The sequence below is a fragment of the Vibrio porteresiae DSM 19223 genome (assembly GCF_024347055.1).
In the GTDB taxonomy this organism is placed as follows: domain Bacteria; phylum Pseudomonadota; class Gammaproteobacteria; order Enterobacterales; family Vibrionaceae; genus Vibrio; species Vibrio porteresiae.
In genome coordinates this window covers 973,368-999,446 of record NZ_AP024895.1, presented here as the reverse complement: position 1 = coordinate 999,446, position 26,079 = coordinate 973,368, and the positions used below count along the sequence as shown (strand labels likewise).

General features: G+C 42.9%; 22 protein-coding genes and 1 tRNA gene. 7 read left to right on the top strand and 16 right to left on the bottom strand.

The features are described from left to right. Positions 1–129: 129 nt before the first annotated feature. From OCV11_RS04755 to OCV11_RS04715, 9 genes are all read right to left on the bottom strand, one after another. Positions 130–672: a hypothetical protein gene (locus OCV11_RS04755; RefSeq protein ID WP_261895317.1), complete on the bottom strand. Its 543-nt coding sequence runs from the start codon at positions 670–672 to the stop codon at positions 130–132. Positions 673–1,134: 462 nt separating this feature from the next. Then, positions 1,135–1,458, bottom strand: a complete 324-nt coding sequence (locus OCV11_RS04750) for a hypothetical protein (RefSeq protein ID WP_261895316.1) — start codon at positions 1,456–1,458, stop codon at positions 1,135–1,137. 42 nt (positions 1,459–1,500) lie between these two features. Then, positions 1,501–2,073, bottom strand: a complete 573-nt coding sequence (locus OCV11_RS04745) for a hypothetical protein (protein WP_261895314.1) — start codon at positions 2,071–2,073, stop codon at positions 1,501–1,503. Between the two features lie 106 nt (positions 2,074–2,179). Then, the gene (locus OCV11_RS04740) at positions 2,180–3,949 is read right to left on the bottom strand and encodes a KAP family NTPase (RefSeq protein ID WP_261895312.1); all 1,770 of its coding nucleotides are present in this window, start codon (positions 3,947–3,949) and stop codon (positions 2,180–2,182) included. 399 nt (positions 3,950–4,348) lie between these two features. Continuing rightward, the gene (locus OCV11_RS04735) at positions 4,349–5,629 is read right to left on the bottom strand and encodes a tyrosine-type recombinase/integrase (protein WP_261895311.1); all 1,281 of its coding nucleotides are present in this window, start codon (positions 5,627–5,629) and stop codon (positions 4,349–4,351) included. A gap of 89 nt (positions 5,630–5,718) precedes the next feature. After that, positions 5,719–5,809 (bottom strand) — tRNA-Ser (locus OCV11_RS04730). Positions 5,810–5,969: 160 nt separating this feature from the next. Next, positions 5,970–6,824 (bottom strand): PRD domain-containing protein, encoded by an 855-nt coding sequence (locus tag OCV11_RS04725; protein WP_261895310.1) that lies wholly within the window; start codon positions 6,822–6,824, stop codon positions 5,970–5,972. A 25-nt stretch (positions 6,825–6,849) separates the two neighbouring features. Further along, positions 6,850–8,307, bottom strand: a complete 1,458-nt coding sequence (locus OCV11_RS04720) for a glycoside hydrolase family 1 protein (protein ID WP_261895308.1) — start codon at positions 8,305–8,307, stop codon at positions 6,850–6,852. Between the two features lies 1 nt (position 8,308). After that, the gene (locus OCV11_RS04715) at positions 8,309–10,195 is read right to left on the bottom strand and encodes a beta-glucoside-specific PTS transporter subunit IIABC (RefSeq protein WP_261895306.1); all 1,887 of its coding nucleotides are present in this window, start codon (positions 10,193–10,195) and stop codon (positions 8,309–8,311) included. Positions 10,196–10,519: 324 nt separating this feature from the next. Between OCV11_RS04715 and OCV11_RS04710 the strand changes: the two genes are divergently transcribed. Further along, a complete protein-coding gene (locus tag OCV11_RS04710) occupies positions 10,520–11,827 on the top strand; it encodes a glycosyl hydrolase (protein ID WP_261895305.1) in 1,308 nt (435 codons plus the stop codon). Between the two features lie 71 nt (positions 11,828–11,898). Here OCV11_RS04710 and OCV11_RS04705 read toward each other — a convergent pair whose 3' ends face one another. Beyond that, entirely contained in the window at positions 11,899–13,110 is a 1,212-nt protein-coding gene (locus tag OCV11_RS04705; RefSeq protein ID WP_261895303.1) for a multidrug effflux MFS transporter, read from the bottom strand. 157 nt (positions 13,111–13,267) lie between these two features. On the opposite strand from OCV11_RS04705, the gene OCV11_RS04700 reads away from it, so the two are divergent. The 4 genes from OCV11_RS04700 to OCV11_RS04685 all read left to right on the top strand — a co-directional run bounded on the left by OCV11_RS04700 (position 13,268) and on the right by OCV11_RS04685 (position 18,359). After that, positions 13,268–14,152: a LysR substrate-binding domain-containing protein gene (locus tag OCV11_RS04700; RefSeq protein ID WP_261895302.1), complete on the top strand. Its 885-nt coding sequence runs from the start codon at positions 13,268–13,270 to the stop codon at positions 14,150–14,152. 342 nt (positions 14,153–14,494) lie between these two features. Further along, positions 14,495–14,914, top strand: a complete 420-nt coding sequence (locus tag OCV11_RS04695) for a DoxX family protein (protein ID WP_261895300.1) — start codon at positions 14,495–14,497, stop codon at positions 14,912–14,914. A 227-nt stretch (positions 14,915–15,141) separates the two neighbouring features. After that, positions 15,142–16,899, top strand: a complete 1,758-nt coding sequence (locus OCV11_RS04690) for a sensor domain-containing diguanylate cyclase (RefSeq protein ID WP_261895298.1) — start codon at positions 15,142–15,144, stop codon at positions 16,897–16,899. Between the two features lie 53 nt (positions 16,900–16,952). After that, positions 16,953–18,359, top strand: a complete 1,407-nt coding sequence (locus OCV11_RS04685; protein WP_261895297.1) for an HD-GYP domain-containing protein — start codon at positions 16,953–16,955, stop codon at positions 18,357–18,359. Here the strand turns inward: OCV11_RS04685 and OCV11_RS04680 are convergent. Continuing rightward, positions 18,352–19,278 (bottom strand): histone deacetylase family protein, encoded by a 927-nt coding sequence (locus tag OCV11_RS04680; protein ID WP_261895295.1) that lies wholly within the window; start codon positions 19,276–19,278, stop codon positions 18,352–18,354. The genes OCV11_RS04685 and OCV11_RS04680 overlap by 8 nt on opposite strands. A 175-nt stretch (positions 19,279–19,453) precedes the next feature. On the opposite strand from OCV11_RS04680, the gene OCV11_RS04675 reads away from it, so the two are divergent. Then, positions 19,454–20,140: an SDR family oxidoreductase gene (locus OCV11_RS04675; protein WP_261895294.1), complete on the top strand. Its 687-nt coding sequence runs from the start codon at positions 19,454–19,456 to the stop codon at positions 20,138–20,140. 128 nt (positions 20,141–20,268) lie between these two features. Here OCV11_RS04675 and OCV11_RS04670 read toward each other — a convergent pair whose 3' ends face one another. Together OCV11_RS04670 and OCV11_RS04665 are read right to left on the bottom strand one after the other, a co-directional pair. After that, complete coding sequence (locus tag OCV11_RS04670) at positions 20,269–22,230, bottom strand: DNA topoisomerase III (RefSeq protein WP_261895293.1); 1,962 nt, start codon at positions 22,228–22,230, stop codon at positions 20,269–20,271. An 82-nt stretch (positions 22,231–22,312) separates the two neighbouring features. Next, complete coding sequence (locus tag OCV11_RS04665) at positions 22,313–22,648, bottom strand: Grx4 family monothiol glutaredoxin (RefSeq protein WP_261895292.1); 336 nt, start codon at positions 22,646–22,648, stop codon at positions 22,313–22,315. Between the two features lie 365 nt (positions 22,649–23,013). On the opposite strand from OCV11_RS04665, the gene sodB reads away from it, so the two are divergent. Beyond that, the gene (sodB, locus tag OCV11_RS04660; protein ID WP_261895290.1) at positions 23,014–23,595 is read left to right on the top strand and encodes a superoxide dismutase [Fe]; all 582 of its coding nucleotides are present in this window, start codon (positions 23,014–23,016) and stop codon (positions 23,593–23,595) included. A 57-nt stretch (positions 23,596–23,652) separates the two neighbouring features. On the opposite strand, the gene OCV11_RS04655 is transcribed toward sodB, so the two are convergent. The 3 genes from OCV11_RS04655 to OCV11_RS04645 all read right to left on the bottom strand — a co-directional run bounded on the left by OCV11_RS04655 (position 23,653) and on the right by OCV11_RS04645 (position 25,703). Then, positions 23,653–24,123, bottom strand: a complete 471-nt coding sequence (locus OCV11_RS04655) for a GNAT family N-acetyltransferase (protein WP_261895288.1) — start codon at positions 24,121–24,123, stop codon at positions 23,653–23,655. Between the two features lie 188 nt (positions 24,124–24,311). Further along, positions 24,312–24,929 carry a YagU family protein gene (locus OCV11_RS04650; RefSeq protein ID WP_261895287.1) on the bottom strand — a complete coding sequence of 206 codons (618 nt, stop codon included), beginning with the start codon at positions 24,927–24,929 and terminating at the stop codon, positions 24,312–24,314. A 357-nt stretch (positions 24,930–25,286) separates the two neighbouring features. Continuing rightward, positions 25,287–25,703, bottom strand: a complete 417-nt coding sequence (locus tag OCV11_RS04645; RefSeq protein WP_261895285.1) for a VOC family protein — start codon at positions 25,701–25,703, stop codon at positions 25,287–25,289. Positions 25,704–26,079 lie beyond the last annotated feature (376 nt).

The following is a 26,079-nucleotide window of genomic DNA, read 5'->3' as shown; positions in this document are numbered from 1 at the left end:
TGTTACATATGGGGCTTTTTTAGACCTAACTTAACTCACTTTTGGACAGAATCGTTTTAGTAACGCCGCGCTCTGGAGCTTGCCGAAGCGCAGCGTAGGCGAGTCCCTAGCATCGCCTTGTTATGCATTTTATGGCACTACCTTGACTTCCAACGTACCTGCATTAACCGCCCCTGAGAAAACAATAATGGCATATCTCTGATTAAAATCTTTAACCTCATAGACGGGTAGTTGAATGTCCGGTGACTGCACCTTGAAAGTTGAAACCGACACATCTTTGTCAAAGGTTAAAAATAGAATATTTGAAGTATTCTGCCTAACTTCAGCGCCCTTTTCATTTATGCCAATGATTATATTTTGAAGGTAATACCACCTAAAAATATTTTCAGCTTCTATTCTATCCGGGGCTCTATGATCACCCCATACATGCAACCGTAGTGCTGCATATCTTGGTTGACTCTCGGCTTTACCATTTTCGGTGTCTTCTAAAAGATTGCTCTTATTTGCCAATGAAAATATTGTAGCTGCAAGCTCGAGCAGAAAAGCGCCAAATAAGCTTTTAAGATAAAAATCTTCAATTTTAATAAAATTAAGAACACCTAATAATGTGATTATTGCGGTTAGAGCAAACAGAATTACTAAAACAAAAAATAAAACGTTCTTTTTAGTCATATCTTTCTCGAAAATGCATAACAGTTCTTAGGTGGACAATGTCTATGAGACATTGTCCACCTAATCTCCACTTCATTCTATCAATGTAATAGCAATTCTATGATTTTTAAATGGAAAAAATCAGTTTTCAAAATCCGTCATTACAAAATGCCGCTAATGTAGTAGTTAACAGATAAAAAGACGACATTGATGATTATTATGCAACTATACAAACACATAGTCATTGCCAAATTTTAGATATCGATAAAGGGAATTGAGTGAATCTGATCTTTCGTAAACAGAAATGGGGCATTTTCGTGCTAGCTAAGATCTAGCTGACACGTTGATGGACATCGACGTGATAGATCTTTTGCCCTAATTAGTCTATTTCGAATCAAAATTTCTATGGCTTAACGCTTGCAACAGCAGCTAACTAGAGTCTAACCGATTAATTTTTCTGTTGTTTGTTCTTGTTATACCTAATTACCCTGAAACCGTAATTCTTACTGCAACACCTATTACTGATATTACAATTGCAACTATCGATAATGTGAGTGAAAGCTTATAGCGAGATTCTTGTTTTTTCATCGACAAAAGGTTTAGCAAATGATCATAGCATTTAAACCATTTTTTCGAGTAGTCCTTGTCAGTATCATAAGGTTTTTTGTTGCCATCCCCTTCGTCTAGGTATGGGAAGTATTCATATAATTGCTTCAACATAACTTTCAGTTCTTTCACAGATAATTCTGACGTTTCCGGCTCAAAAACCTTGCATTCAAAATTATATACATCTTTAAATTTAGCCATGAATTCCCCTTTTTCGCAGATGTTAATAGTAGGTATAACGCCTCAATACGCCGCCGCTTTAGCGGTCGACTGAATTGACTTGTTAGATTTTTCGATTTCTCGGTTTATGCCATTTGTAAGATTTTCTCCATTTCCATGCTCTGATCTTACAAATGAAACAAATGGTATCTCTTTAATGCCTGATGATTTCATAAAACCGACGAGTTCTTTATTAAGTCGCTCACCATTTGAGCTGGGCATTATTAGCACCACAACCTCTTCACCAGAATTCAGTCTCGGAATATCCAAACGAACATTTTTAACTAAAACAGGACTGTCGTCAGTTACGACAATTTCTGACTTTATCTTTGGCATTATTAAAATTCTCTGGTTCTCTTGGAGCACAAAACCGACTTCTATGTTTTTGGCTGGAGCTCGCCCGCCATTACGAAGCACAAAAGTTCCCACTAGAGTCTCGGAATCAAGCGCACTGCCAGAGCCACTTATTTTTAAGTCAGGATGAAGATAGAAATTCACAAATATCGGGGTTGTTAGTAGAAATTGAGCGGCGCTCAAAATTAGAGCGAAGATAGCAATTGTTATGGCTGAGTCAAATGGCCACTTAAACTTACTCAATTTATTACTCCATTGAATCTAACACAGAGAACAGTTGCAAAATATTTGGCGCGTCATTTTGCTCTGCAAAATGCGTGACAATTATTTTGTCAATTGCTTCGTCTTGTTAACTTGCACTTTGCGCAGTGTTCTGAGCTTCGATAGCAAATTCCATTCTGCTTGATGAATCAATAAAACATTTACGCAATTCGCTAATATTTGCGACTTTGAGACCAAATCCTAATTCGTTACTTAACATTTCTAGTTTTTCTGCGAGATTTTTAAGTGACTCAATTTCTATTGCAAAATAATCATATATATTGCTAAATTTATAGCGCTCCTTGTTAAATCTTACAAATTCATAAACCTCTTCATTTGACCAATTTATCAGAGCTTTTCTAACTATATCACCATCTAAATTTTGATAAATAGGAGTATGCATTAAACTTTGATGCGCTTCATCTTGAACATTAAACCATGATTTAATAAATCTTTTGGTAAAATTGTTTTCTTTATTTGATTTTGCCAAAACCATAAGTTGTTTATTTTTATTTTTGTAACATTCCAATACATCATGGCAATAAAATTCACTACGAATTTCACGATCATAATAACTATTAATTTCAGGTAATAAAAAACGATCAATAGAAATATCATGACACATTTTTAATATTGTATCCTTCGAGTATTTTGTCGAATCTATTATTCTATTTTCCAATAGATAAATGTATGTATCACAGACTTCAAACCATTCATACATTTTAATTTTAGTAGAAGAATCCTCCATAAATTCTTCAAGTAAAGTCACTCCTTTTGAAAACTCTTCATCCGTTAAACGGTTTTGAGCCCATGGAGATTTCATTGAATCAATGAGAGTTCCTTTTATAGGTAGGTTCAGTTCAATCGTTAAGTTATCAAATTCAAAAAGACCATCACAACAATACGTCAATAATTTCTCATTTATACTATGTATACTGTTATTAAAAATATTATCTAAAACATCATAGTCACTATCAACATCATCATTATCTTTGTTTGCTACATGACGTAACAACCTTGTATTCGTAGCATCTAAGATCATTTCCTTTGAATAACCGAGTTCAAATCTCGCATAACAAATCCTAATTATATCAGCCAATACTCGGGATAAAGCTTGGTCAACAATTACATTTTCTATATTTTCTATTTCTCTTTTAATACGTAAAAACTTAGCAATAGAACGTTTTAGAACTCGGATATTTTTTGAATCCAAAGAAGTAATGTTTAATATAATCTCATTAGTTATTTTATTATCGGATAATTTATATTCCTGCTTCAGGATATCCACAATTTTTTCATGTGTAAATCCAAACTTATATTTGTCTGCAAAAACTTTTTCCAAATCACTTTTACAATCAAGTTTATCTTCATTTGCAACAACTAAAACTTTTATATTTTTAGATTCAGCTAAATTCAAACATTCTCCAAGGATATTTTTTATTACATTTTCATCAGGTATGCGTTCAAGATCGTCAAGAATAAATATACAGTTATCAAGCGTACTATATAGACTATATTTATATGCACCAGCAGCTCCACTTAGAATTGCACCAACTCCTTTTTCACCGACTAAATTGGCTGCTCCATCAATAATCTTAGTTGCAATTTTCCCCAAAGATGACGCATTCTCATCTCCAGTCATTGATAATGAAATTATTTTATCTCTAAAATCATCAATACTAGAAATACCATATAGAGAAAAATAAAACACTGATTGCTTGAATTTACTATTCAATGCCTCTATTAAACTTTTTCTTATAAAGTAAGTTTTTCCGCTTCCCCAAGCACCGTCAATCAATACTACTTGAGGAAATGATTCATCTTCCAATAACTCAATTATTTGTTTTACTTGCTTCACAATTACCTCAAAATTTTAGGTTCTAGTTAACAGTGCCTTTTCAGCAGACATTGTCTTTATAATATTTTCAGAAAATAGAGACACCATAGAAGTAAAATACTCTTCTATCAGTTTTATTATTCCTTCCACTCTCTTCCACTCTCAAATTGCAGAACATGTCTGTGAAGCCCAAGGTGCTCAACTAGGTTCATAATCTGATATTAGTTTATGTAGGTCAAGAACTGGCATGAGAATGTGGTCAGGAATACTTAGCTAAACAATTTTGGGGCACAAATGTTTTAGCAGACACGCAGGGGCTAATAGCTATTGCAAAAACTGAAAGCCGCTTCTTGGCTTCCATAGGGAAGAATCAACCATCAGCGCAATATGTTGATACGAGCGGCAACAATTGGAGTTAACCTACAGGACATCTAAGCTCTTCACTGTACTATAAAGAGATGTCAGATTGATCCGTTTACCGTATCGGCTAAATGTCAGGTTTGTTTTTGTGTGGCCGACTAAATCAGCTACAAGGTTCTCAGCTACACCGCTTTGTTGCAGTTCGTCAATAAAGGTATGCCTCAAGCTATGAAGTGTTGGACGATACGATGCTATAAACCCCAAATCATCAAGTATCTTGCCAAAGCGGTTTACAAATCTCGCTGACCAGTCCTTGTTGACTCCGGTTGCTCTGAAATTAAATAACTTCTGCTGCTTGTTCTCGTATCGCGTTTGAGCATAGTGCAGAAATCCACGATTAGTTAACTCTGGGTGTATTGGGACTAGTCGTTTTGCAGATGCGGATTTTAGCCGCTTATCTTGACCGATGTCGTTAATATCGATGCACCAAATATCCTCTATTAGCTTTATATCAGCTGTATCGAGTTGGCAAATTTCGGACACACGAGCTCCGGTATAGAGTAATAAATGCGGCAACCAGTAGTCCTCTAGTTCCCTTTGTGTGCGCACAATATTTTTGCTAGGTGGTGTAAGGCTAGGGTGTTTGAACAACTTGTACAAATCGGATTTTGTCCATCTTTGCCGATCTTCTGAAGCTCTGCGAGATTTTCTCTTAACGCTCACGTCTTCAAATATGTTTTTATCGAGATCGCCTCGGAGCCGTAACCACTTATAAAATTGACGAGCAGCCGCTAGATACTCAATGACTGACTTTTCCGCCTTACCTGATCTTAATAACTCATCTCTGAAGTCCATAGCATGTTTTGTCGTTGCTTCAAGTGCATTCGCCTTAGCGAATTTAACAAAGGCTCTAATTCGGGATTCCAGCTGTTGAATGGTGCGCGGCAGAATATTTTCAACCTCCTTAGATCGTATGAAGTCATCCAATAGTCGTTTGTTGATCTGATGCTTAGAAACAGATGGTTTTACTTCTAATACAGGCAATACATGTTTTACAGGCAGGGGGGGAGCATCTACAACATGGCAAAAATTTCTTTGACGGATGGCTTTTAGCTCCGATTTTAACCTTTGGAGCGTAAGCGGAATATTTCCATCCCTATCCCAAGTCGACACATAGCCGCGAATATGGCTCATGATAACCATTAATCGGTCTATAGCTTCCGAACGTTTTTTTGTGCTTAGAGAGAACCTTAGCTCTGCTGGAAAACCTATTTCGACTAAGTCTTTTGAAAAACAGTAACGAGCGTAATATGTGGCATTGCGGTCTTTGAGTAGGAACATGATCGTATCACTTGTACGTATCATGCCAAAACGTTACCATAACGAAAAAGCCCAAGCTCTTGTTTTAAAAGGGCTTGGGCTTCAAAATGTGGCGGAGAGATAGGGATTTGAACCCTAGATACGCTATTAACGTATGCCGGTTTTCAAGACCGGTGCTTTCAACCACTCAGCCATCTCTCCGTTGTTGGAGCGCATAATATAGGGGCTTAAAAAACTTGTAAACCCCTGAATTTACTGTTTGCTGAAATAATGTGCACAAAACCGATTTTTTTTATAAAAAGGGGGATTCCGTTACCAATGCTTTACAAAATCAACGTAAAATATTAGCAAATTCAAATAACTACCCTGCCATTTCCTTGTCATATTGCTTAAGCAAGCGGTAGATATGCACCGCGAGATAGACCACCTCTTCATCCGAAATCGTCCGTTCAAAGCGCTGTTCGATAAATTGGCGAATCGTAAAGGCCCCTTCCATCGCTTGTGGATACTGACGCAAAAGATGTTCAAACATGGGATCTTCACCATCATCCAACATTCGGTCAGTGAAAAAGCGTTCAACAAAAAATTTTACGTGAGTGATAAAGCGCGCATAGTGAATGGACTCCTGACTCAGAGCCACGCCCACTTTATGCCTGACTAAACTGGCAATCTCACCCACCAATTGGGCACAACGTTCTGCATCACTGGCGCAAGAGTCGCTACTTTGGGCATTGATAATATGAAATGCCACATTAGCTGCCTCTTGCTCTGGCAAATCGCAACCCAATGTTTGCTTTACTTTCTCTAACGCATAACAACCAACCTGAAATTCCTTGGGATAGTAGGTTTTCACCTCCCATACCAATCGATTCGTAATGGTCATATTCTGAGCAAGTCGTTCTTTGATAAACTGCAAGTGATCGGTAAGAGTGAAATAGACGCTCGGATTGAGTGGGCTCTGGAGGAGATCCTCAGCATAGCGGATGATCTCCTCAGTCAGCTCAAAATAAACGACCTCAATATGCTCAGCTAAGGTAAGACATTTTTGCACATAGAGGTTATCTATCGGCAAAAACACTTGGCTGACCTGACTCTCATCGACAGACATACCTGGTTGCTTACCATAACCAATGCCCTTACCAATTAAAATCATAGGCTTTTGATCTTTTTCCACCAATACCACACTGGAATTGAGCGATTTTATTATTTTGAGCAATTAATCACCTAAACCACGTTAGTCGTTATAGGCTTTCACCATTGGTGCGAATCACGTCCTGATACCAATAGAAAGAATCTTTGCGTAAACGATCTAAAGTACCATTACCTAGGTCGTCTTGATCCACATAGATAAAGCCATAACGTTTCGACATTTGTGAAGTGGAAGCGCTGACAATATCAATTGGCCCCCAACTGGTATAACCGAGACATTCCACTCCCATATTGATCGCTTCACGCATCTGCTCAAAGTGAGCTTTAAAATAGGCGATACGATAAGGGTCATGAATTTCACCATCAACTACGGTATCTTTTGCTCCCATCCCGTTTTCGACTACCATCAAAGGCTTACGATAACGGTCATAAAGCTCGATCAAGGAAATTTTCAAACCCACAGGGTCAATCTGCCATCCCCAATCGGTTGATTCCAAATAAGGGTTTTTTACCCCGACAATGGTATTTCCCGGTGTGCGCTCCACATCGTTGCTGGCCGACTCGGTCATCGACATATAGTAACTAAAGGAAACGTAATCAACGGTGTGCTGTTTCAAAACTTCAAGATCTTCTGGCGTCATCTGCACTTCGATCCCTTCACGTTGCCAACGCGCCAGTGTTAAACGAGGATACTCGCCAAAGACTTGAACATCAGCATAGAAATAGTTGTCGAGGTTCTTAATTAAGGTGAGCTCTACATCTTTAGGATGGCAGGTATGCGGATAGGTCGTTAACTTAGTCAACATACAACCCACTTTGCTCCCAGGTACTTTAGCGTGACAATCACGAGTCACCATAGCTGAAGCTACCAGCTGATGATGCAGCCCTTGATAGATCTCTTGTTGCTCTTTTCCGGGAGTTAGACAATCTGGCAAAATACCTGCGGTCGTAAATGGATGACGGCAGATACTGTCCACCTCATTGAAGGTCAGCCAATAGGTCACGTAGGGTTTAAAGTAATCAAAACAAACATTACAGAAACGCACAAAACAATCGACCACAGGGCGAGCCACCCAGCCGTTGTATTTTAAGCTCAAAGCCAGCGGCATCTCATAGTGAGACAGGGTCACAATCGGTTCGATATTGTGCTTACGCATCTCTTGTAATAAGCCAATATAGAACTCAACCCCTTCCATATTCGGTTCTTGCTCTTCACCATTGGGGAAAATTCGTGACCAAGCAATCGAGATACGCAGTGCTTTAAACCCCATTTCAGCAAATAGGGCGATGTCTTCTGGATAACGATGATAAAAATCGATACCACGACGTTTAGGATAGATTCCATCAGTAGGATCTAAAGCAGCCTCCTCCACCACTTGACGACTGATCGCGTTGTGAGCAGCGTAATTTTTCACATCCACATTGGCTTTAAACGTGGCAACGTCGGCAACCGATAGTCCTTTACCTCCCACATTCCATGCACCTTCTGCTTGGTTTGCTGCAATAGCGCCCCCCCAAAGAAATCCATCTGGAAAACGTGTATTCGTCATGTTAAGCAAGCTCCTCTAACATAAAAATGGTTTGATGACGTTGAACCTTAGCCTCTTGCTCCGCGATAGGTTCAATCTGAAAATCTTCATAATTGGCGATCACCGCCATGACAGTTGGGTCGTATCCAGCGGCAACAATGTTGTCTAAATCAAACTGAATCAGCTCATCACCCGCCTCGACTCGATCTCCGGCTTTGACCAGAGCCGTAAAGTAATCCCCTTCTAGCTGTACGGTGTCTATTCCAATATGAAAAAGTAACTCGGCGCCATTATCTGCCATCATGCTGATCGCATGGCCGGTTTCATAAACGCTAATGATCTCTCCACCTATCGGCGCGTAAAGGATCCCTTCGCTGGGAATCACAGCAATGCCATCCCCCACCAATTTACTGGCAAAGACAGTGTCATTGACGTCCTCAAGGGCAATCACCTGCCCTACAACAGGCGACTCGAATGGGTAAGCTTTATTGGCTGACGATGCGATAGGTTGAACTGTCTGTTCTTTTGCTAGATCGGCTTGTTGTTGATGATCTTTCACTTCGCTATCAGTCGCTTCTTCATGCCAGATCAGCAATACCGAAACAAAAGCGGTAAAAAATGACACAGGAATGGCGATCAAGGCATAAATCAAATTCATTGAATTTTCAGGGGAAGTGAACATGGTGATACTGGCGATGCCAGGCCCCACTAAAGCGAACGCTTCAATCGCGCATAACCCGATAAAAGTACCGCCGACAGCGCCTCCAATCATCACGCTATACAGCACCCGCTTGCGAACTAACGTGACGCCGTAAATCGCCGGTTCAGTGATGCCAAAGAATGCCGAAATACCCGCAGAGATGGCGGTCGAACGCAGGCCACTGTCTTTCGTTTTTAGTGCCACGGCAAAACTGGCTCCAGACTGAGCGATGTTATGCGCCAGAGAAGCGGGCAGATAAAGCAGCTCTTTGCCGATTTGAGTCATGCTTGCCACTGCATAAGGAATCAACGCTTTATGCATACCTGTGGCAATCATAAATGGCAAAATCGCTGCCAACAGGGCAGTTGCCACAAAACCTAGATGAGCAAATAGATACAAGATCACCGTCGCCATCAACTGACCAGCATGGAACCCCAACGGCCCAAGTAGTAGCAAGGTGACTGGCACAGTGATGGCCATCGCCACCATAGGGACAAAGAAAATGCGAATCGCTTTAGGGGAATATTTTGTGATCCATTTTTCCATCAAAGCATAAAACAGGACACACAAAATGGCCGGAAAAACTTGAGAGGCATAAGCGATGTTCTGGACGGGAAAATCAGCCAGTGATACCCCTTGCGCCAACAACTTAGCCATGTTGGGTAATAACAAGGCCCCGACACAGGAAGCTGCAACCAGCACGTTGGCATTGAGTTTCATCGCCGTCGTGATCGCGACAAGAATCGGCAAAAAATAGAGCGGAGCACTACCGATGAGATCCAGCAGTTGATACGTCTGCGACTGTTTATCCATTACGCCAAGGACAGCGCACAGTAACAACAAAGATTTTAAAACCCCACCACCAGCAATAGCGGGCACCAAAGGCTGAAAAATACTGATCACGAAATCAAGAATAAATGCTCCCCAATGTTTAGGGGCTTTCGCACTGGCTGGCGCGTCCTCTCGTTCACCGACCAACGCTTTTAGGGCATCAAATACCTCAATGACTTCGTTGCCAATAATAATCTGACACTGCACATTGCGACGAACCCCTATAACGCCATCGACATGTTGCAGCGCTTCATAATCCACCACATCATCGTCCATCAAGGTTAACCTCACGCGTGTTGAACAGTGAGTGAGATGTGCGATGTTGTTCTTTCCACCTACGCATTGCAGTATTTTCTCTGCAGTATTTTTGTAATTCATAGGACGACCTTTTGCGTTATCAGAAACAAAAAAGACCCAAAATCCCAGCCTATCGAAAATAAGCTGTGATTTTGGGTCCTGCCTGCTTGATCAGTAACATGCCCGGATCAGATTGTGTTACTAGTGATAAAGCAACCGGTTCCAGCACTCAATCACTACCGTCGATAAATGCTACTTGCTTCACATTCGACCACTAAGAAGCCTGCCGCAGATCACAACCTCAAACCATGCCTTACGGAAAAAGATAACTTGCTTCCAGAACCAAACTAATTTAGCGATCTCTAACCAAAAATTTATCCGTCCTTCATGCGTTAAATACCCGCTATGTCAAAGTTAACTGGCTATTTTCTCAATACTATTTTTCAATCATTGACAGGTAACTTAATGGCCCTTCGCGCTTTACATTCATTGTTTATCACGACCCTAATTTCTCTCGTCACCAGCACTGCTTTCGCCGATGTTGTCAGCAGCAAACGTGGCCTCGCCTACTCAGGTTTGCAACCTGCAGATTTGACAGCAATGAACGAACATATTGCTTGGTGGTACAACTGGGCAGAGGTGCCAGAAGAGAGTGCCGGCGACAATGCCACACAATATGGCGTGGAATACGTGCCCATGGCGTTAAATGCCACTTTTGATGAAACGGCGATGCGCACCTATCTAAGTGCTCATCCCGAAGTGAAATATCTACTCGCGTTTAATGAGCCTAATTTTACCGATCAGGCCAATCTCACTCCGCAACAAGCGGCGGATGCATGGCCAACCTTGGAAGCGATTGCCGATGATTATGATCTCAAAATTGTTGGCCCAGCCATGAATTACAGCGCAGGTGAAGTAGACATTCCCGATACCGACGATGATGGTAGCCCGTTTGCCTATTTAGATGCGTTTTTTGCCGCCTGTAGCGATTGCCGAGTCGATTACATTGCGATTCACAGTTACATGGGGTCATTAGCCTCGTTCGAATGGTACGTGAATGAGTTTTACAGTCGCTATAACAAGCCGATTTGGGTCACCGAGTGGAATTACAGTAACGATACGATAAGTCTCGAAAATCAGATGGATTATTTGGCGCAAACCGTTCGCTGGATGGAGCAACAATCCTTTGTGTTCCGTTACGCTTGGTTTATTGGCCGCACCAGTGGAGGGGCAGCGACTTCGCCCTATATTGATATTTTGGCGACCACCGCAGGTCAATGGACCGCGTTAGGTTCTCTCTATCAAGGAATTCCAGGGACGGATTACTACGCTAGCTTACCCGCCACATTACAAGCCGAACATGCTTATACCCTGTCTGGAATGCATCACCGTGCAACCACGGATAGCGCTGGCGATCCGGTCGTCCAACTCTTCTCTGACCAAGACGATAGCGAACAAAAGCTGACCTTCCAAGTCAACTCCAGCAGTGATAAAACCTATAATTTGAACATGAGTTACGCTACAGGCTCAAACTCACAATTGAGTATTCAAGTGGACGATAATACGGCGCAAAATCTGTTTCTGCCCAATACCGGCGGTGTCTATTTTTGGGAAACAGCCACCACTTCGCTCTACCTCAGCTCAGGTGATCATACGATAACGATCACCGCCACCAGCGGTTATCCGGGCTTTGATTGGTTTAAGTTTGAATAGCGCTCAACACCAATAGATAAGGCTGCTTTTCAGCAGCCTTTTCACGCCATAGTGATGATATCTCTCCAAACTCAGGCAGTGTGTTTCGGACTCAGCGCATTAATGACAAACGCCAGCACAGTACACACCAAAATCATGCCACACATGGGTAATGAAGTACCATTATGCAATGCCCCTACAATGGCACTGATTGCTCCAGCAAAAGCAAATTGCGTTACGCCAATCAGTGATGAAGCAGACCCCGCATCTTTACCGCTAGCGGCCATCGCGATAGCGATTGAATTAGCACAGACCATTGGCACCATAGAAACACAGACAAACAGCGGCACCATGAAGAGCCACAAACTGTCCGTATTTCGCACCAATAGCAGCATGACCGCAGCCAATAACGAGATGATGATCGAAGCGGTAAATAGCCGCTGCGGAGTATGGCGTTTCAATAACATGCTATTGGCTTGGCTGGTCACCACCATCCCCGCAGCAGTCGCACTGAACATCCAGCCATAAGTTTCACGCTCCATGCCAAACAGTTGCATCAATACAAAAGGAGAACCGGTAATAAAACAGAACATCACCGCATTAGAAAATGACCCGGCGAGTGTTGGAACCATAAAGCGCTTATCTCGTAAGAAGCGACCAAACACACCTATGGTTTGGCCAATATCCTGTTTCTGGCGTTGCTCAACCGGTAATGACTCGGGAATGCACTTGTAGGTAACTAACCAACACACTAAGCCAAACGCGACTAGGAAGGCAAAAACGGCTTTCCAACCATCAAAAACCAACAAATATGCGCCAATCACTGGCGCGGTAATCGGCCCTACCGTTTGCACCACCATCATCAGCGAGAGCGCTTTTGCCCCTTCTTGCTCATCAAATAAGTCTTGAATAATGGCACGGCTAATGATCATACCTGAACAGCCACCCACCGCTTGTAAGAAACGCAGTCCGATAAATCCTTCAATGGTTGGCACATACAGAATCATCAATGATGTGATGACAAACAGAGCAATCCCCACCAGTAGTGGGATACGACGACCAAATCGATCTATTAATGGGCCGTAGAACAGCTGACCAACAGCCACACCGATGAAAAAGGTCGATAAACTCAATTGAACTTGAGCAATATCGGCGTGGAAATCTTGTGCCATCATCGGGAAACCCGACAAGTACATATCGGTTGAAAACGGTGCAAATATCGACAGTGCGCCAAGAATCCAAGTCAACAGCGTACGCGAGCGAGTATTGCTCGACGTCGCTGACAAAGTACGATTTTCAGACATAAGGAACTTTCACCTAATAACGATGCTGCTAACAGATTATCTTCGCAGCTCAGTGGATCACGAATGATAGAATTTTGTGGTTGATCACATTTTATTCAGGGATAACGATTTATACCAATATATAATTAATGCACTATTGATATAGAAAATCGAAACAATGGAACTACGTCATCTACGCTATTTTGTTACCGTCGCTCAAGAGCTGCATTTTGGTCGCGCAGCAGAAAAACTGCACATAGCCCAGCCAGCGTTAAGCATACAAATCAAAACATTAGAGGAGCAGCTTGGCGGAGCCTTGTTTCAACGCACCAGTCGCAGTGTCGCACTCACTGAAGCTGGCGAACGTATCTTAAAAGAAGCCCAACGCGCGCTCTATTATGCAGAACGAACCGAAAAAATTGCCAAACTGGCGTTTGCTGGGGATATTGGCCGTCTCACCATCGCCTATTCAGGCAGTGTGACCTATTCGGGACTGCTTGGTTTATACATCCAGTCTTTTCGCCAGCTTAAACCCGACATCGAGCTCAAACTGATTGAAATGGATCCATTCACTCAATTACAACAGCTCCATCAAGGAGAGATCGACCTAGGCTTATTAAGTACCTTTTCGCTCACCGTGCCAGACAATATTCAAACCTATGATCTGGCCAGTTGGCCTCCCTGTGTCGCATTACCCGCGAGCCACCCGTTAGCCCAATATGATGAACTTAGCATGGAGCAATTACAAAACGAGACCTTCATTACTTACTCTCGTTCACCTAATGATGACGGTGCAAATGCAATTCGTGCTCTTGCAGACTATAGCCCTAATATTATTCACCCAGAATCAAATATTATGTCGGTATTAGCATTAGTGGGAAGTGGTATGGGAATATCAATTTTGCCAGATATAATGAGTCGTACATTAAGTCAACCAGGTTTAATATTTAGATCGTTAAAGAATGTAACAGAAAAAATAGGTATATCGATGGCGATTATTGAGCCAATAAACAAACCTTCCCTGCAATCATTAGTCGAGCATATACGTTGTACAAGAATATAGAACAACAATATTAATCATTACCTTATAAAGACAAAACCCTCTTTTTGTGCTTAAATGACACTCTCGATCACAATATCAACGGACTTTTACAATAAAAATGAGACTTTGATTTTTTCTTTGATATATATCAATTAGGTTATTCAGAATATTTGATGATGATCGTTAATCCCTGCGGATTCCTTGTTAATATTTTTGTCGTAATCTTATTGAAAAATGAAATGGCATTCTTAAACAACGTTCAATTGGCGGTTTAAATATGAAGAATGCGATCTCTCAAACAATTTTGGTACCCGACTTTACGATAGAATTGAAAACAATTCTTATTCCATTTAAGGAAACAACATGAATGCACTTATTGAAAAAGCCAATCAAATGCTAGACCACCCAGATGCGGCAAAACTGATTCTGCGTCTCAGCTTTGGTTTTATGTTCTTATTACACGGCATTCATAAGATAGAGAGTGGTACAGGCTTCATCCAAGGTATGTTCACCAATCTTGGTTTACCAGGTTGGTTCGCCTACGCAGTGTATCTTGGCGAAGTGGTTGCGCCAATCATGTGGATCGTGGGTTGGTATACTCGTATCGCCAGTGTTTTTATTATCGGTACTAGCTTAGTCGTCGTTGGCTTAATGCACATGGGAGACTTCTTCACCCTAACTAAAGTCGGCGCTTGGAGCGTAGAAAGCGTTGCCGTTTTCTTCTTCCCTGCTATTGCACTGTTGTTGATGGGCTCTGGTAAATACGCACTAAAACGCGACTAACCCAATAGAGAAGACAATCCTTGTCATTAGATGGAAGCCACTGCAGTATTACGGTGGCTTTTTTCTATCCCTTGACCTAACCCACTGTGGTTTCTAATCACTGATATGCGAATCTAGCTCAACTTTTTATCAGTTGTTAGGCAGAAAGTCTGCGCACTAACCATACGCCTCATATACTTAAGTAACTATAAATGGCATACGGCCGACCGATTGAGTTAGGAGCAGTCATGCAACATGTCGTATTCAATGCGGCGAGTCACCTTGAGCTAATCGAACAACTTGATGTGTTCTTACAAACGCATCCAGAGTTACCTCAACAAAAAGTTCTGGCACAATGCTACACCACCGAACAGTACCCAGAATTGCTCAGCCCTTTTGTCGCTATGTTGCATAGCAAGTTACCCCATCTGACTTTGCTGGGTGGCAATGCGATGGGGATTGTTTGCGATATCGGTTTTCTTAAACAGTCGTGTGTCTTATCACTGTTGTTTTTCGAACACTCACAAATCAACATTCAATATTCATCGAATCTCGAGAAAAACGAACAAGAAGTAGCACAGGAACTCGCCCAAAACTTGTTAGCAAAACAATCACAATATGACATGCCGCTTAAAGGTGTACTGCTGCTCGCAACCGCCTTTAATGTCAGAATTTCTGTTGTTTTGCACACATTGACTTCGTCGCTGTCCCAGATTCCTATTTTTGGCGGAATCACAGGAAGCTATGAGGATAACCAGGCCTCTTATTTATTTTTCAATAGCGAGATAAAAAGTACAGGTGTGGTCGCCGTCGGACTTTATGGCGAGGAGTTGCGAGTAGGAACCTATCCCTATCTTGGCTGGCAGCCATTTGGTGAGATGATGACCGTCACTGGCGCGCACGACAACCGTTTAACCACGATTAATCATCAGCCAGCATTCAATATCTACCACTATTTCACCGGTATCGAACGAGAAAACTTTTTTGATAATGCCGTCGAATTCCCATTCGTCTTACACAAAGATGGCAATTACATTGCGCGAGTACCACAATCTGTTGCAGGAAATGAACTGCTGTTTCTCGCTGAATTGGATGTTGGCGATCAAATTCAATTTAGTTACGGTGATGTCAGTACCATTATCAGCCATCGTGTATTCGCCAAACAGCAATTGGCTCAATTTCAACCCGAAGCCATTCTGGTCTATTCTTGCTGCAGTCGGTTGCATCTGCTGCAAGAAGATGCCTCTTCAGATTCAGTTCCTTATTTGGAAGATCGCCCCGTCGCAGGCTTTTTTACCTTAGGTGAAATCGATACGATGTCATCTCCCACCAAGGTTCTCAACGCTTCTGTGGTCAACATTGCGCTGAGTGAACAACCTATCGATGAAGAGAAGTTGCACGCTAGGCTCCCGATGGATACTCAGGAACCATCGCGACATTTAAAACGCTTGAAACGCCTAATGCGCTTTGTTACTCGAGTAACAGAGAAACTTTATCAAGCGAACGAAGATTTACAGCGATTAGCTCAGATTGATGCACTGACCGGACTCAACAATCGGCGTGTCATCGAGGAGCGAATCCCTTTTTATATTGAGCTTTACCAGCAGAAACAACGCATTTTCTCAGTTGTTTTGTTTGATATTGACCACTTTAAACAAGTGAACGACCAATATGGACATGTAGTCGGCGATGAGGTGCTGCAACGCTTAGCCGAGCTAGTCTCGAAGCAATTGGGTAACGATGATCTTTTTGCTCGTTACGGAGGCGAGGAGTTTTTGTTACTGCTTCCGGGGAAAGATAAATTGGCCGCAGCAAAACTCGCGGAGCATCTGCGTCAGACCATAGAGTCACAATCAGCCACTGAGCGGTTACCAGCAATTACTAGCTCGTTTGGCGTTACGCAGTGTTGCACTGAACTCTGCTCAGGACAAAACTTGATTAACGCAGCAGATAAAGCGCTGTATCAAGCCAAACAGCAGGGGCGAAATAAAGTGGTCATTGGGTGATCTCTTTTATGCTATTGACGTAAAACTTTTACTTAAGCAATTGAACAATGCCTATGCCAAACACGACTAACGAACAATACACGCTATCGCTGTCCGAACTGATCAGTGCATTAACCGCTGCCCTTGATATGACCGAAGGTCAACCCAAAGAGCATTCACTACGCTGCTGCTGGATTGGCATGCATCTGGGTAAACAGCTCGCTCTCTCAGAGAGCGAGCTCTACGATCTGTTTTTCACCTTGTTGCTCAAGGACGCAGGTTGTAGCAGTAATGCGGCAAGAATCTGCGAACTTTACGCAACCGACGATTTAAATTTCAAGAAAGAGTACAAAACCGTTGGGCAAAGCCTCTCAAGCGTGTTGAACTTTGTGGTAACTCATGCGGGAAAAGGTAAAAATTGGCGTAATCGCATTTCGACTGCGATCGATATTTTAAAAAATGGCAATGAATATGCCCAAGAGCTAATTGCCACACGCTGCTCTCGCGGCTCCGATGTCGCGTTGGAATTAGGCTTTAGTGACCAAGTCGCTTCCGGTATTTATCACTTGGATGAGCACTGGAACGGTTCTGGACGACCTGACCAATTGTCGGGTGAAGCGATTCCTCTTTTTGCTCGCATCGCCTTATTAGCGCAAGTCTTGGATGTATTTCAAATTGAACAAGGCATTATCGCTGCGCACGATGAACTACTGCTACGGCGAGGTACTTGGCTTGATCCGCATTTAGTTGATGTGGCCGTTGCTCTTACTTATGACCGAGAATTTATTCGCGTGTTAAATTCTGATTCTTTGGCGCAGCATGTTTTATCACTTGCCCCTGCTCAAGCGAGCATAACCGTTGATGACGATTACTTTGACAATATTGCGGCCGCCTTTGGCAAAATTATCGATTCCAAAAGCCCTTTCACCTCTGGTCACAGTGAGCGCGTCGCGATATTCAGTGTTTTGATTGCCGAAGAACTTGGCGTGCCGAAACAGGAATGTACATGGATCAGACGCGCAGCACTGCTACACGATGTAGGTAAGCTTGGCGTGAGCAATACCATCTTAGATAAACCAGGTAAGCTCGATGATGATGAGTGGGCTCAAGTGCAAATGCATGCCACTTTTACCCATGAGATTCTTAAAGAAATTAAACCTCTCACCAAGTTTGCAGCCATGACCGCCGCTCATCATGAAAAGCTGGATGGCACTGGCTATCCACTCAAACTTAAAGGGGATGAAATTTCACTTCTCACCCGAATTATCACGACAGCAGATATCTTTGATGCCATTACCGCCGAAAGACCTTATCGCGCCGCCATTCCAGTGGGAAAAACCTTACAGATCATGGAAGAAAGCGTGGGTACTGCACTGGATCCGCGCTGTTTTTCAGCTCTTAAAGTGGCGCTAACCAAACTGCCACCACAATACACACAGCAGCTCGGAGCCGATCAATTACCAGCTTCACCGATTATTTAGTGGCAAACACTTTATGAGCCGCTTGAAACAGCTGCATATGGATGGGGACAAGCATGTCGTTTTGCTGCCGATAACCGCCTCCCACCACACAAGCCAGCGGAATGTTCTGCGCTTTCGCTAACGACAGCATAAAGCAGTCGCGCTCAAAAATAGCGTCGGTCGTGACATTCAAATAACCCAGCTCGTCATCTTGGTGAATATCAACGCCCGCGTCATAAATAATGAGATCCGGACGATAGAGGTTCACGGCCATATTCACAACTGAAGTAAAGTGGCTTAAAAACGTTGCACTGTCTGCATCTCGTGGCAATCCAATATCAATCGTTGAATCAGGCTTACGCGCTGGAAAATTCTTATCACAATGGAAAGAGAGGGTAATAATATCATCACGTTGGGCACAGAGCGCTGCAGTACCATCACCATGATGAACATCACTATCGATGATCAACACCTTATCGATACTCTCTTGCTGAGTTGCCCAATGAGCCGCTAACACTAAATCGTTAAAGAGACAAAAGCCGCTGCCAAAATCATAATGAGCATGATGATAGCCACCACTTAAATGCACTGCGATTCCACTCTCCAGCGCTTTTGCCACGGTAAGCCTTGTCCCCCCCGCTGAAAGCAAGGTTCGCTCAATTAATTGTTCACTCCATGGAAAACCAATTCGACGCATTTTTGCCGCAGGTAGGCTTCCATGCACCAGCAAATCGACATAGTCCGCTTGGTGAATTTCTTTGACCTCATCAATGGTCAAAGGGGATGGTGTGAAATACTCAAACTCAGTTTGCCATGAACTCTCTTGCTGCGCTTTTTGCTGCAACGCATCGTATAACAAACGATATTTATTGATTGGATATCGATGCCCCTTTGGCAAAATGAGTTGCGAGTAAATCGGGTGATAAACCAGAGGAATCATAGGGATACCAAATCAAGTAACAAAGAAAAATGAGTGAACAGTGTGCTACGGTTTGAGAAAATTGCAACTATTGCCAACACCAACCACACTATAGACACGGCATAACATTACCTCATACCAACCAGCGTCATGAGCTTTAGCGACGATGATGGGTATCAGAGTCGGAGGGTGATAAATGAGCAAAGTTCTGATTACCGGCGCCAATCGTGGCATTGGATTAGGCTTAACCAAAACCTATTTGGCTAATGGCTATGATGTCCATGCCACCTATCGCGATAGTGCTCACGCAAAAGAGTTACTCGATTTGGCGCGTCATAATCATCGCTTACAATGCCATGGATTGGATGTTACTGATTATCCAGCCGTTAATAAGCTAGCGAGTCAATTTTCCTCACTCGATATCTTCATCAGCAATGCCGGATACTATGGCGCAAAAGGAAACGGGCTTGGTCATACCGACGTTGATGACTGGCGTTATACCTTTGAAGTCAACACCATCGCCCCATTAAAATGGGTCGAAAGTTTCTATCAGGTTCTCAAACAAGGCAAAGAGAAAAAAATTGCCTGCCTCTCGTCGAAAATGGGCAGCATCAATGACAATCAAACTGGCGGCGCTTATGAATATCGCTCCTCAAAAGCAGCACTGAATGCAGTGGTGAAAAGTTTGAGTATCGATTGCGAGCCGTGGGGAATCAGCGTTATCGCCATACATCCTGGTTGGGTAAAAACCACCATGGGCGGTGCGCAAGCGCAGATCGATCCCTTAACCTCGGCTCACGGCATCTTTGATGTGATTGACAAAACCAACCTCAAAAAAAGCGGTCAGTTTTTTAACTACGACGGCAGCCGATTGGTTTGGTAAACCATTCACCGTTGGGTAGCTCATACATTCATAGCTCAATTGCTGAGTTTCTGAGTTTCTGAGTTTCTGAGTTTCTGAATATCAAAACGACTTAGGCAATTTGGGCAACCACACCTCATAATGGCTCTTTAGCTTGCCGATTTGGTAGTGCCTTTACTACGTCCAGTGCTTTTGCGAAAGGTTTTCCCTTTACGACGAAAGGCTGGACGCTCTACTTTAGGTAATGAACGCAACGAATCAGGAACTGGCCCTTGCTTCACTTGACTCATTAACTCATTCATACGCTGCTCTAGCGACGTCATGAATGGTTGATATGCCTGCCCTTTTTCTGCCATCGCCTGCAGTTGGTGTTCCCAATGCGCTGTCATATCTGGGTATGTGGCTTCACTTGGTAAGGCGTGTATAAGCCCGCGACCAGCCGGAGTACTTAAAATCGTTTTACCTTGTCTAGATAATAGTTGGCGTTTAAACAGCGTATCAAGGATGCCAGCGCGAGTAGCCTCTGTACCTAACCCATCGGTATCGCGCAGAATTTTCTTTAACTCTTTATCTTCCACAAAACGCGCAATGCCTGTCATCGCTTGTAGCAAAGTCGCTTCGGTAAAATGACGTGGCGGCTCGGTCTTCTTCGCTTGGACTTCCCCTTCACGACAGGTCAAAACCGTTCCCTCACTGAGCGGTGGCACAGTATCAATGCCCTCGTTTTCCTCTTCTTGTTGACCAAGTAGGGTTTTCCAACCAGCAAAGGTTAATTGACGACCTTTAGCAATAAATACCCCGCCAGCAATCTCAAACACCAATTTAGCTTCTGCATAAATCGCCGCAGGATAAAACTGCATCAAGTATTGGCGTGCAATCAGCTGATACACCTTCATTTCTTGTCCCGACAACGCATTGACACTGGCTTTTTTCGGAGTAGGAATGATGGCGTGGTGCGCATCGACTTTGCTGTCATTCCACGCTTTCGATTTAAGTGATAGATCAGCACCGCGTACCGCACCATCCAGCTCTTTGGCATTGTTGGCAATCGCGTCCACTACTTTCGGTGCTTCGCTAAAGTGCGCTTTAGGCAAATAGCGACTATCTGAACGCGGGTAGGTAATCAACTTGTGCTTTTCATACAGTGCCTGACAGATATCTAACACTTGCTGCGCACTTAAATTAAAACGTTTCGCTGCATCAATTTGTAAGGCAGAGAGTGAATAGGGTAAAGGAGCGGCTTGTTTAGTCTGCTTTTGTTCCGATTCTGTCACTCGCGCTGGCTGGCCTTTAATACGCTGAGCAACATTATCCGCCAGCTTACGGTTGAGCACGCGCCCTTCTTCATCTTGCCAAGGCTGACATGCTTCACTTGGTTTCCAGCGTGCTCGAATATCAAAACTTGCCACACTGTCTTGGTAGGGAATCAACGCATCCACAATGAAATAATCTTTGGGCACAAATTGTTCTATCTCTTCATCACGTCGAACCACCAGCCCCAGAACTGGAGTCTGAACACGCCCAACCGATAGTACGCCTTGATAACCCGCTTTCTGCCCAAGCAAAGTATAGGCACGAGACATGTTCATTCCATACAGCCAATCGGCGCGCGAGCGCGCTAACGCTGAAACAGAGAGTGGAATAAAATCTCGATTAGAACGAAGACTTTTTAACGCTTTTTGTACCGCAGGTAAGTTCAAGTCACTGATCAGTAAACGCTCGACGGTACTCTTTTGACTAGCATTGAGCTTACAGTGATCCAAAACCTCATCAACCAGAAGTTGCCCTTCCCTATCTGGGTCACCTGCATGGACAATATGAGTAGCTTGTTTGACTAATTTTTTAATGACAGTCAATTGCTTACTGACGTTTTTCTTCGGCCGCAATTGCCATTGTTCGGGAATGATAGGCAGATCTGCCATGTTCCATTTCTTGTAACGCTCATCGTAAGCATCCGGTTCTACCTGCTCTAACAAGTGACCAATACACCAAGTCACAATGTCACCATTACCACATTGGATAAATCCCTGATCTTTTTTGTGTGGTTTTGGTAGCGCATCGGCAATCGCACGCGCCAGACTCGGTTTTTCAGCAATAAACAAGCGGCTCATAGACAAACAACATCCCCAGAAAAAGCAAAGGCCACATAAATGTGGCCTTATCATAGCAAGTAAACTGTGATTTTATACAGTGTTATTCTGCATCTTTTGCGGCACGTGCCGCAGCTTCTTTGATAAGAGGCTGTAGTTCACCTTTCTGGAACATTTCCAGAATGATGTCACAACCGCCAATAAGCTCGCCTTCAACCCAAAGTTGAGGGAACGTTGGCCATTGTGCATAGATTGGCAATTCAGCGCGGATATCAGGGTTTTGCAGAATATCAACGTAAGCAAATTTTTCGCCACACGCCATAAGCGCTTGCGACGCTTGAGAAGAGAAACCGCAGCTTGGTAGCTTTGGTGAACCTTTCATATAGAGAAGGATTGAGTTCTCTGCGATTTGCTGTTTGATTTTGTCGATGGTTTCCATTGCTTCCTCATTGGAGACGTTTTGTTGATTGACGGTATTCTAAATCATTAATGGAGAATAAAAAGCCCATATTGAGTATGGATATGATTTGCACACTGCTCAAGTCGCCAAAGTGCGGGATGAGGTCATTTTCTTTTCATCTAAACGCGTTATGGTGCCAAGGCAGTGAGTGGGCATTCTTCAACCACTTGCTTATTTTTATTCAGATTGGGGTTTTAATAAAGTAAAAAGTTGCTAAAATAGAACTCAAGTCAGTCGTATCGACGAACCTAAGGTGACAAAAAGTCATCTAGGGACAAAAAACAATAACACTGGAAGCAATCAACGAAAGAGGTAACTCTTTCATATCAATGGAGAATTGAGCAATGGCATTTGAACTACCGGCTCTTCCTTACGCACAAGACGCGCTAGAACCACACATCTCTAAAGAAACTCTTGAATACCACTACGGTAAACACCACAACACTTACGTTGTTAAGCTAAATGGTCTTATCCCTGGTACTGAGTTCGAAAACAAATCACTAGAAGAGATCATCCAATCTTCTACTGGCGGCATCTTCAACAACGCAGCTCAAGTGTGGAACCACACTTTCTACTGGCACTGTCTAGCTCCTAAAGCAGGCGGCGAACCAACTGGCGCAGTTGCAGAAGCAATCAACAAAGCGTTTGGTTCTTTTGAAGAGTTCAAAACTAAATTCACTGATTCAGCTGTAGCAAACTTCGGTTCAGGTTGGACTTGGCTTGTTAAAAAAGCTGACGGTTCTCTAGCTATCGTTAACACTTCAAACGCAGCGACTCCGCTAACTGACGGTGTCACTCCACTGCTAACTGTTGACGTTTGGGAACACGCTTACTACATCGACTACCGCAATGCTCGTCCTAACTACATGACTGCATTCTGGAACCTAGTAAACTGGGAATTCGTTGCAGCTAACCTTGCTAAATAAGCTTTAGGTTCACTGTAAGCTAAAAGGTCTGCCTTCGCAGGCCTTTTTTGTTGATTTTCAATTGGTTAGAACAATTTTCTCCATAATAAAATTATTGAGAATTTGCCCCCGAATCGGCACGTTTTGCTCAGTTACCACAGAAAAGCCAAACCGTTCGTAAAATGGCCGAGCAGTAATACTCACTTCAGAACGAAAATGCGTGATTCCCCTTGTTGCTCCTAAGCGCAACACATGCTCCATAAGAAACCGTCCCACACCTTGCCCTTGGTACTGCGCATGACAAAAGAAATGGTCAATTAATCCATCGGCTTGTAAATCAGTATAACCAACGATTTTGCCATCCATCTCAGCGATAACAGGGTTGATCGTATCCATCTTTCTCTGCCAAATCGCAAAATCAAACTCAAGCGGAGCCCAAGCATCAAGTAACTCTGGGGAGTAATCACGGCAGTTCACATGGTGAATCGTATTATAGAAAAGCCGCCATAATTCTGGGGCATCACCCTTTTGATAGGTTCTTATCTTCATGTGATTCTCTCCTCTGGACATATCCGCTCCTCGGTATTAATCATCTTCTTACTAAATCAATCACATACTCTAAGATTCCTCGTCGGTGGTCAATCTTACTATTGGCAAAATCCAAAGCAAAAAAAGGCCGCTTGCGCGGCCTAAAAACTATTCTGATTGATTAACTATTCTGATTAAAGCTTGGAGATTTAGCGAACTTCTGCAGCTAGCGGAATTTCTGCATCAGGTTCTTTAGTAATGCGGTTACGTAGGTCACGACGGATGATTTCAATTGACCAGAACCAAACTAGGTGACCAAAGATTTCAGATACGTTTTCGTACCATGGTAGGTCAAATAGTGGAGGAGTTAGACCCATAAGAGTGAAAGAGATCCAGTGTACGCCTACTGTTGCTAGGAAACCCGCTAGCAGACCTTGCCACAATTTCACTTTAGGGAACACTTCAGCGACAACACAGTAACCGACAGCGAAGATGATAGAGAACACGATGTGTGTCACGCCAACCCAGTTAAATACGTGACCAGCAAAAGTGTAAACAGCAGAGTTCGGATCGGTTACGTGTAGGTAATCGCGTAGGAATACGTATGGAGGATTCAAAAAGTTACGAGAACAGTCAATTTGGCTAGCAGCACGAATCAAAGATTCTGGACCACAAGCGGCATTAAACATGTCGACTGGACTACGTGGAGGAAGTGGTACTTCACCGCCCCATTTCACAAAAGCAGATACCACACCTGCAATCAAACCGATGAAAGCAGCTAAACCGTAACGGCGACGAGCACGAGGGGTTTGTTCAAATAGATTCATATGATTACCCATAACCTTGTATAAATTCGTTGTGAAAGAAAATAACACCGTGAAGCACGAAAAATACGGATCTAGATCAATTTAAATGTGAGTAGTTATCATTTAGTGGTGGTGATATTGATCTATCGCAAACTAATGGAAGGCAAATCACATCGCAAAATTTGATCTGAAAATTTTCCATTAATTTTATATAGATAGATGCACATTTAGTGTGGATATAGACGAAAACGTTTGCCTATTAACGCCGTTGGATATGGCAAACTTGAGTCCAAATTAAGAGAGAAATAGACATACCCAAGAAAAAGGTAAAATAGGGAGAGGATGTAAAATAACCACATCCTCTGGTCATAGAGTGGGTTATCTTAAAGCCATCGGATGGTCAGGATTGAGTTGGAGCAGATCCCAGAGGTTGCCATAAAGGTCAGCAAAAACCGCTACCGTGCCATAATCTTGCTCTTTTGGCTCACGAACAAAATGAATGCCAAGCGATACCATGCGTTGGTAGTCGCGCCAAAAATCATCGGTATTCAAAAAAAGAAATACCCGCCCACCAGCTTGATTACCAATAAAATCAACTTGCTCTGGCTTTGATGCTTTAGCTAGCAGCAAAGTCACACCATGGGAATTGGGCGGTGCAACCACAACCCAGCGCTTATCTTGCTCCGGCTGATACGTATCTTCAATTAATTCAAATTGCAGTTTATTGACGTAAAAGTCGATCGCTTCATCGTAATCACGAACAACCAAAGCAATATGCACGATATTCTGTTTCATCTATTTCCCTTATCCTCGGCGCACGGTTAAGTGGCACATTATCTTCCCGCAAGGCGACGACATTAACATGAATAAATCTGGCCGTCAGCGCTCAAGCATCGAGAGTTCTCCTTCTCTATAAACGAGGGATCATCGACACATCTATTGTGAATAAAGTCATCACTTTGCTCAATGAAGTCTCACACCTTGTTTATCTTATGCACATACTCACGCAATCAAAGACTCACAGGTTCCGTTGAGTGAAGCGTCGCATAGCCCATCAATCTCATCGATAGGAGAGAAATCAATTAGTGTGAGTGATAAAAGCAGCGCTAAAACGTGGGAAAAAGAATAAACCTTTTGAATCAGCAAAACTAATTCATCCCAATCACCGCTT

Excerpts from the sequence above, each read along its gene's own strand:
- OCV11_RS04685 (WP_261895297.1), top strand. The coding sequence starts at position 16,953 with ATGCCAAACACGACTAACGAACAATACACGCTATCGCTGTCCGAACTG.
- OCV11_RS04645 (WP_261895285.1), bottom strand. The coding sequence starts at position 25,703 with ATGAAACAGAATATCGTGCATATTGCTTTGGTTGTTCGTGATTACGAT.
- OCV11_RS04720 (WP_261895308.1), bottom strand. The coding sequence starts at position 8,307 with ATGACGAATACACGTTTTCCAGATGGATTTCTTTGGGGGGGCGCTATT.
- OCV11_RS04650 (WP_261895287.1), bottom strand. The coding sequence starts at position 24,929 with ATGAATCTATTTGAACAAACCCCTCGTGCTCGTCGCCGTTACGGTTTA.
- OCV11_RS04665 (WP_261895292.1), bottom strand. The coding sequence starts at position 22,648 with ATGGAAACCATCGACAAAATCAAACAGCAAATCGCAGAGAACTCAATC.
- OCV11_RS04735 (WP_261895311.1), bottom strand. The coding sequence starts at position 5,629 with ATGTTCCTACTCAAAGACCGCAATGCCACATATTACGCTCGTTACTGT.
- OCV11_RS04750 (WP_261895316.1), bottom strand. The coding sequence starts at position 1,458 with ATGGCTAAATTTAAAGATGTATATAATTTTGAATGCAAGGTTTTTGAG.
- OCV11_RS04670 (WP_261895293.1), bottom strand. The coding sequence starts at position 22,230 with ATGAGCCGCTTGTTTATTGCTGAAAAACCGAGTCTGGCGCGTGCGATT.
- OCV11_RS04700 (WP_261895302.1), top strand. The coding sequence starts at position 13,268 with ATGGAACTACGTCATCTACGCTATTTTGTTACCGTCGCTCAAGAGCTG.
- OCV11_RS04655 (WP_261895288.1), bottom strand. The coding sequence starts at position 24,123 with ATGAAGATAAGAACCTATCAAAAGGGTGATGCCCCAGAATTATGGCGG.
- OCV11_RS04695 (WP_261895300.1), top strand. The coding sequence starts at position 14,495 with ATGAATGCACTTATTGAAAAAGCCAATCAAATGCTAGACCACCCAGAT.
- OCV11_RS04755 (WP_261895317.1), bottom strand. The coding sequence starts at position 672 with ATGACTAAAAAGAACGTTTTATTTTTTGTTTTAGTAATTCTGTTTGCT.
- OCV11_RS04675 (WP_261895294.1), top strand. The coding sequence starts at position 19,454 with ATGAGCAAAGTTCTGATTACCGGCGCCAATCGTGGCATTGGATTAGGC.
- OCV11_RS04715 (WP_261895306.1), bottom strand. The coding sequence starts at position 10,195 with ATGAATTACAAAAATACTGCAGAGAAAATACTGCAATGCGTAGGTGGA.
- OCV11_RS04690 (WP_261895298.1), top strand. The coding sequence starts at position 15,142 with ATGCAACATGTCGTATTCAATGCGGCGAGTCACCTTGAGCTAATCGAA.
- OCV11_RS04710 (WP_261895305.1), top strand. The coding sequence starts at position 10,520 with ATGTCAAAGTTAACTGGCTATTTTCTCAATACTATTTTTCAATCATTG.
- sodB (WP_261895290.1), top strand. The coding sequence starts at position 23,014 with ATGGCATTTGAACTACCGGCTCTTCCTTACGCACAAGACGCGCTAGAA.
- OCV11_RS04680 (WP_261895295.1), bottom strand. The coding sequence starts at position 19,278 with ATGATTCCTCTGGTTTATCACCCGATTTACTCGCAACTCATTTTGCCA.
- OCV11_RS04705 (WP_261895303.1), bottom strand. The coding sequence starts at position 13,110 with ATGTCTGAAAATCGTACTTTGTCAGCGACGTCGAGCAATACTCGCTCG.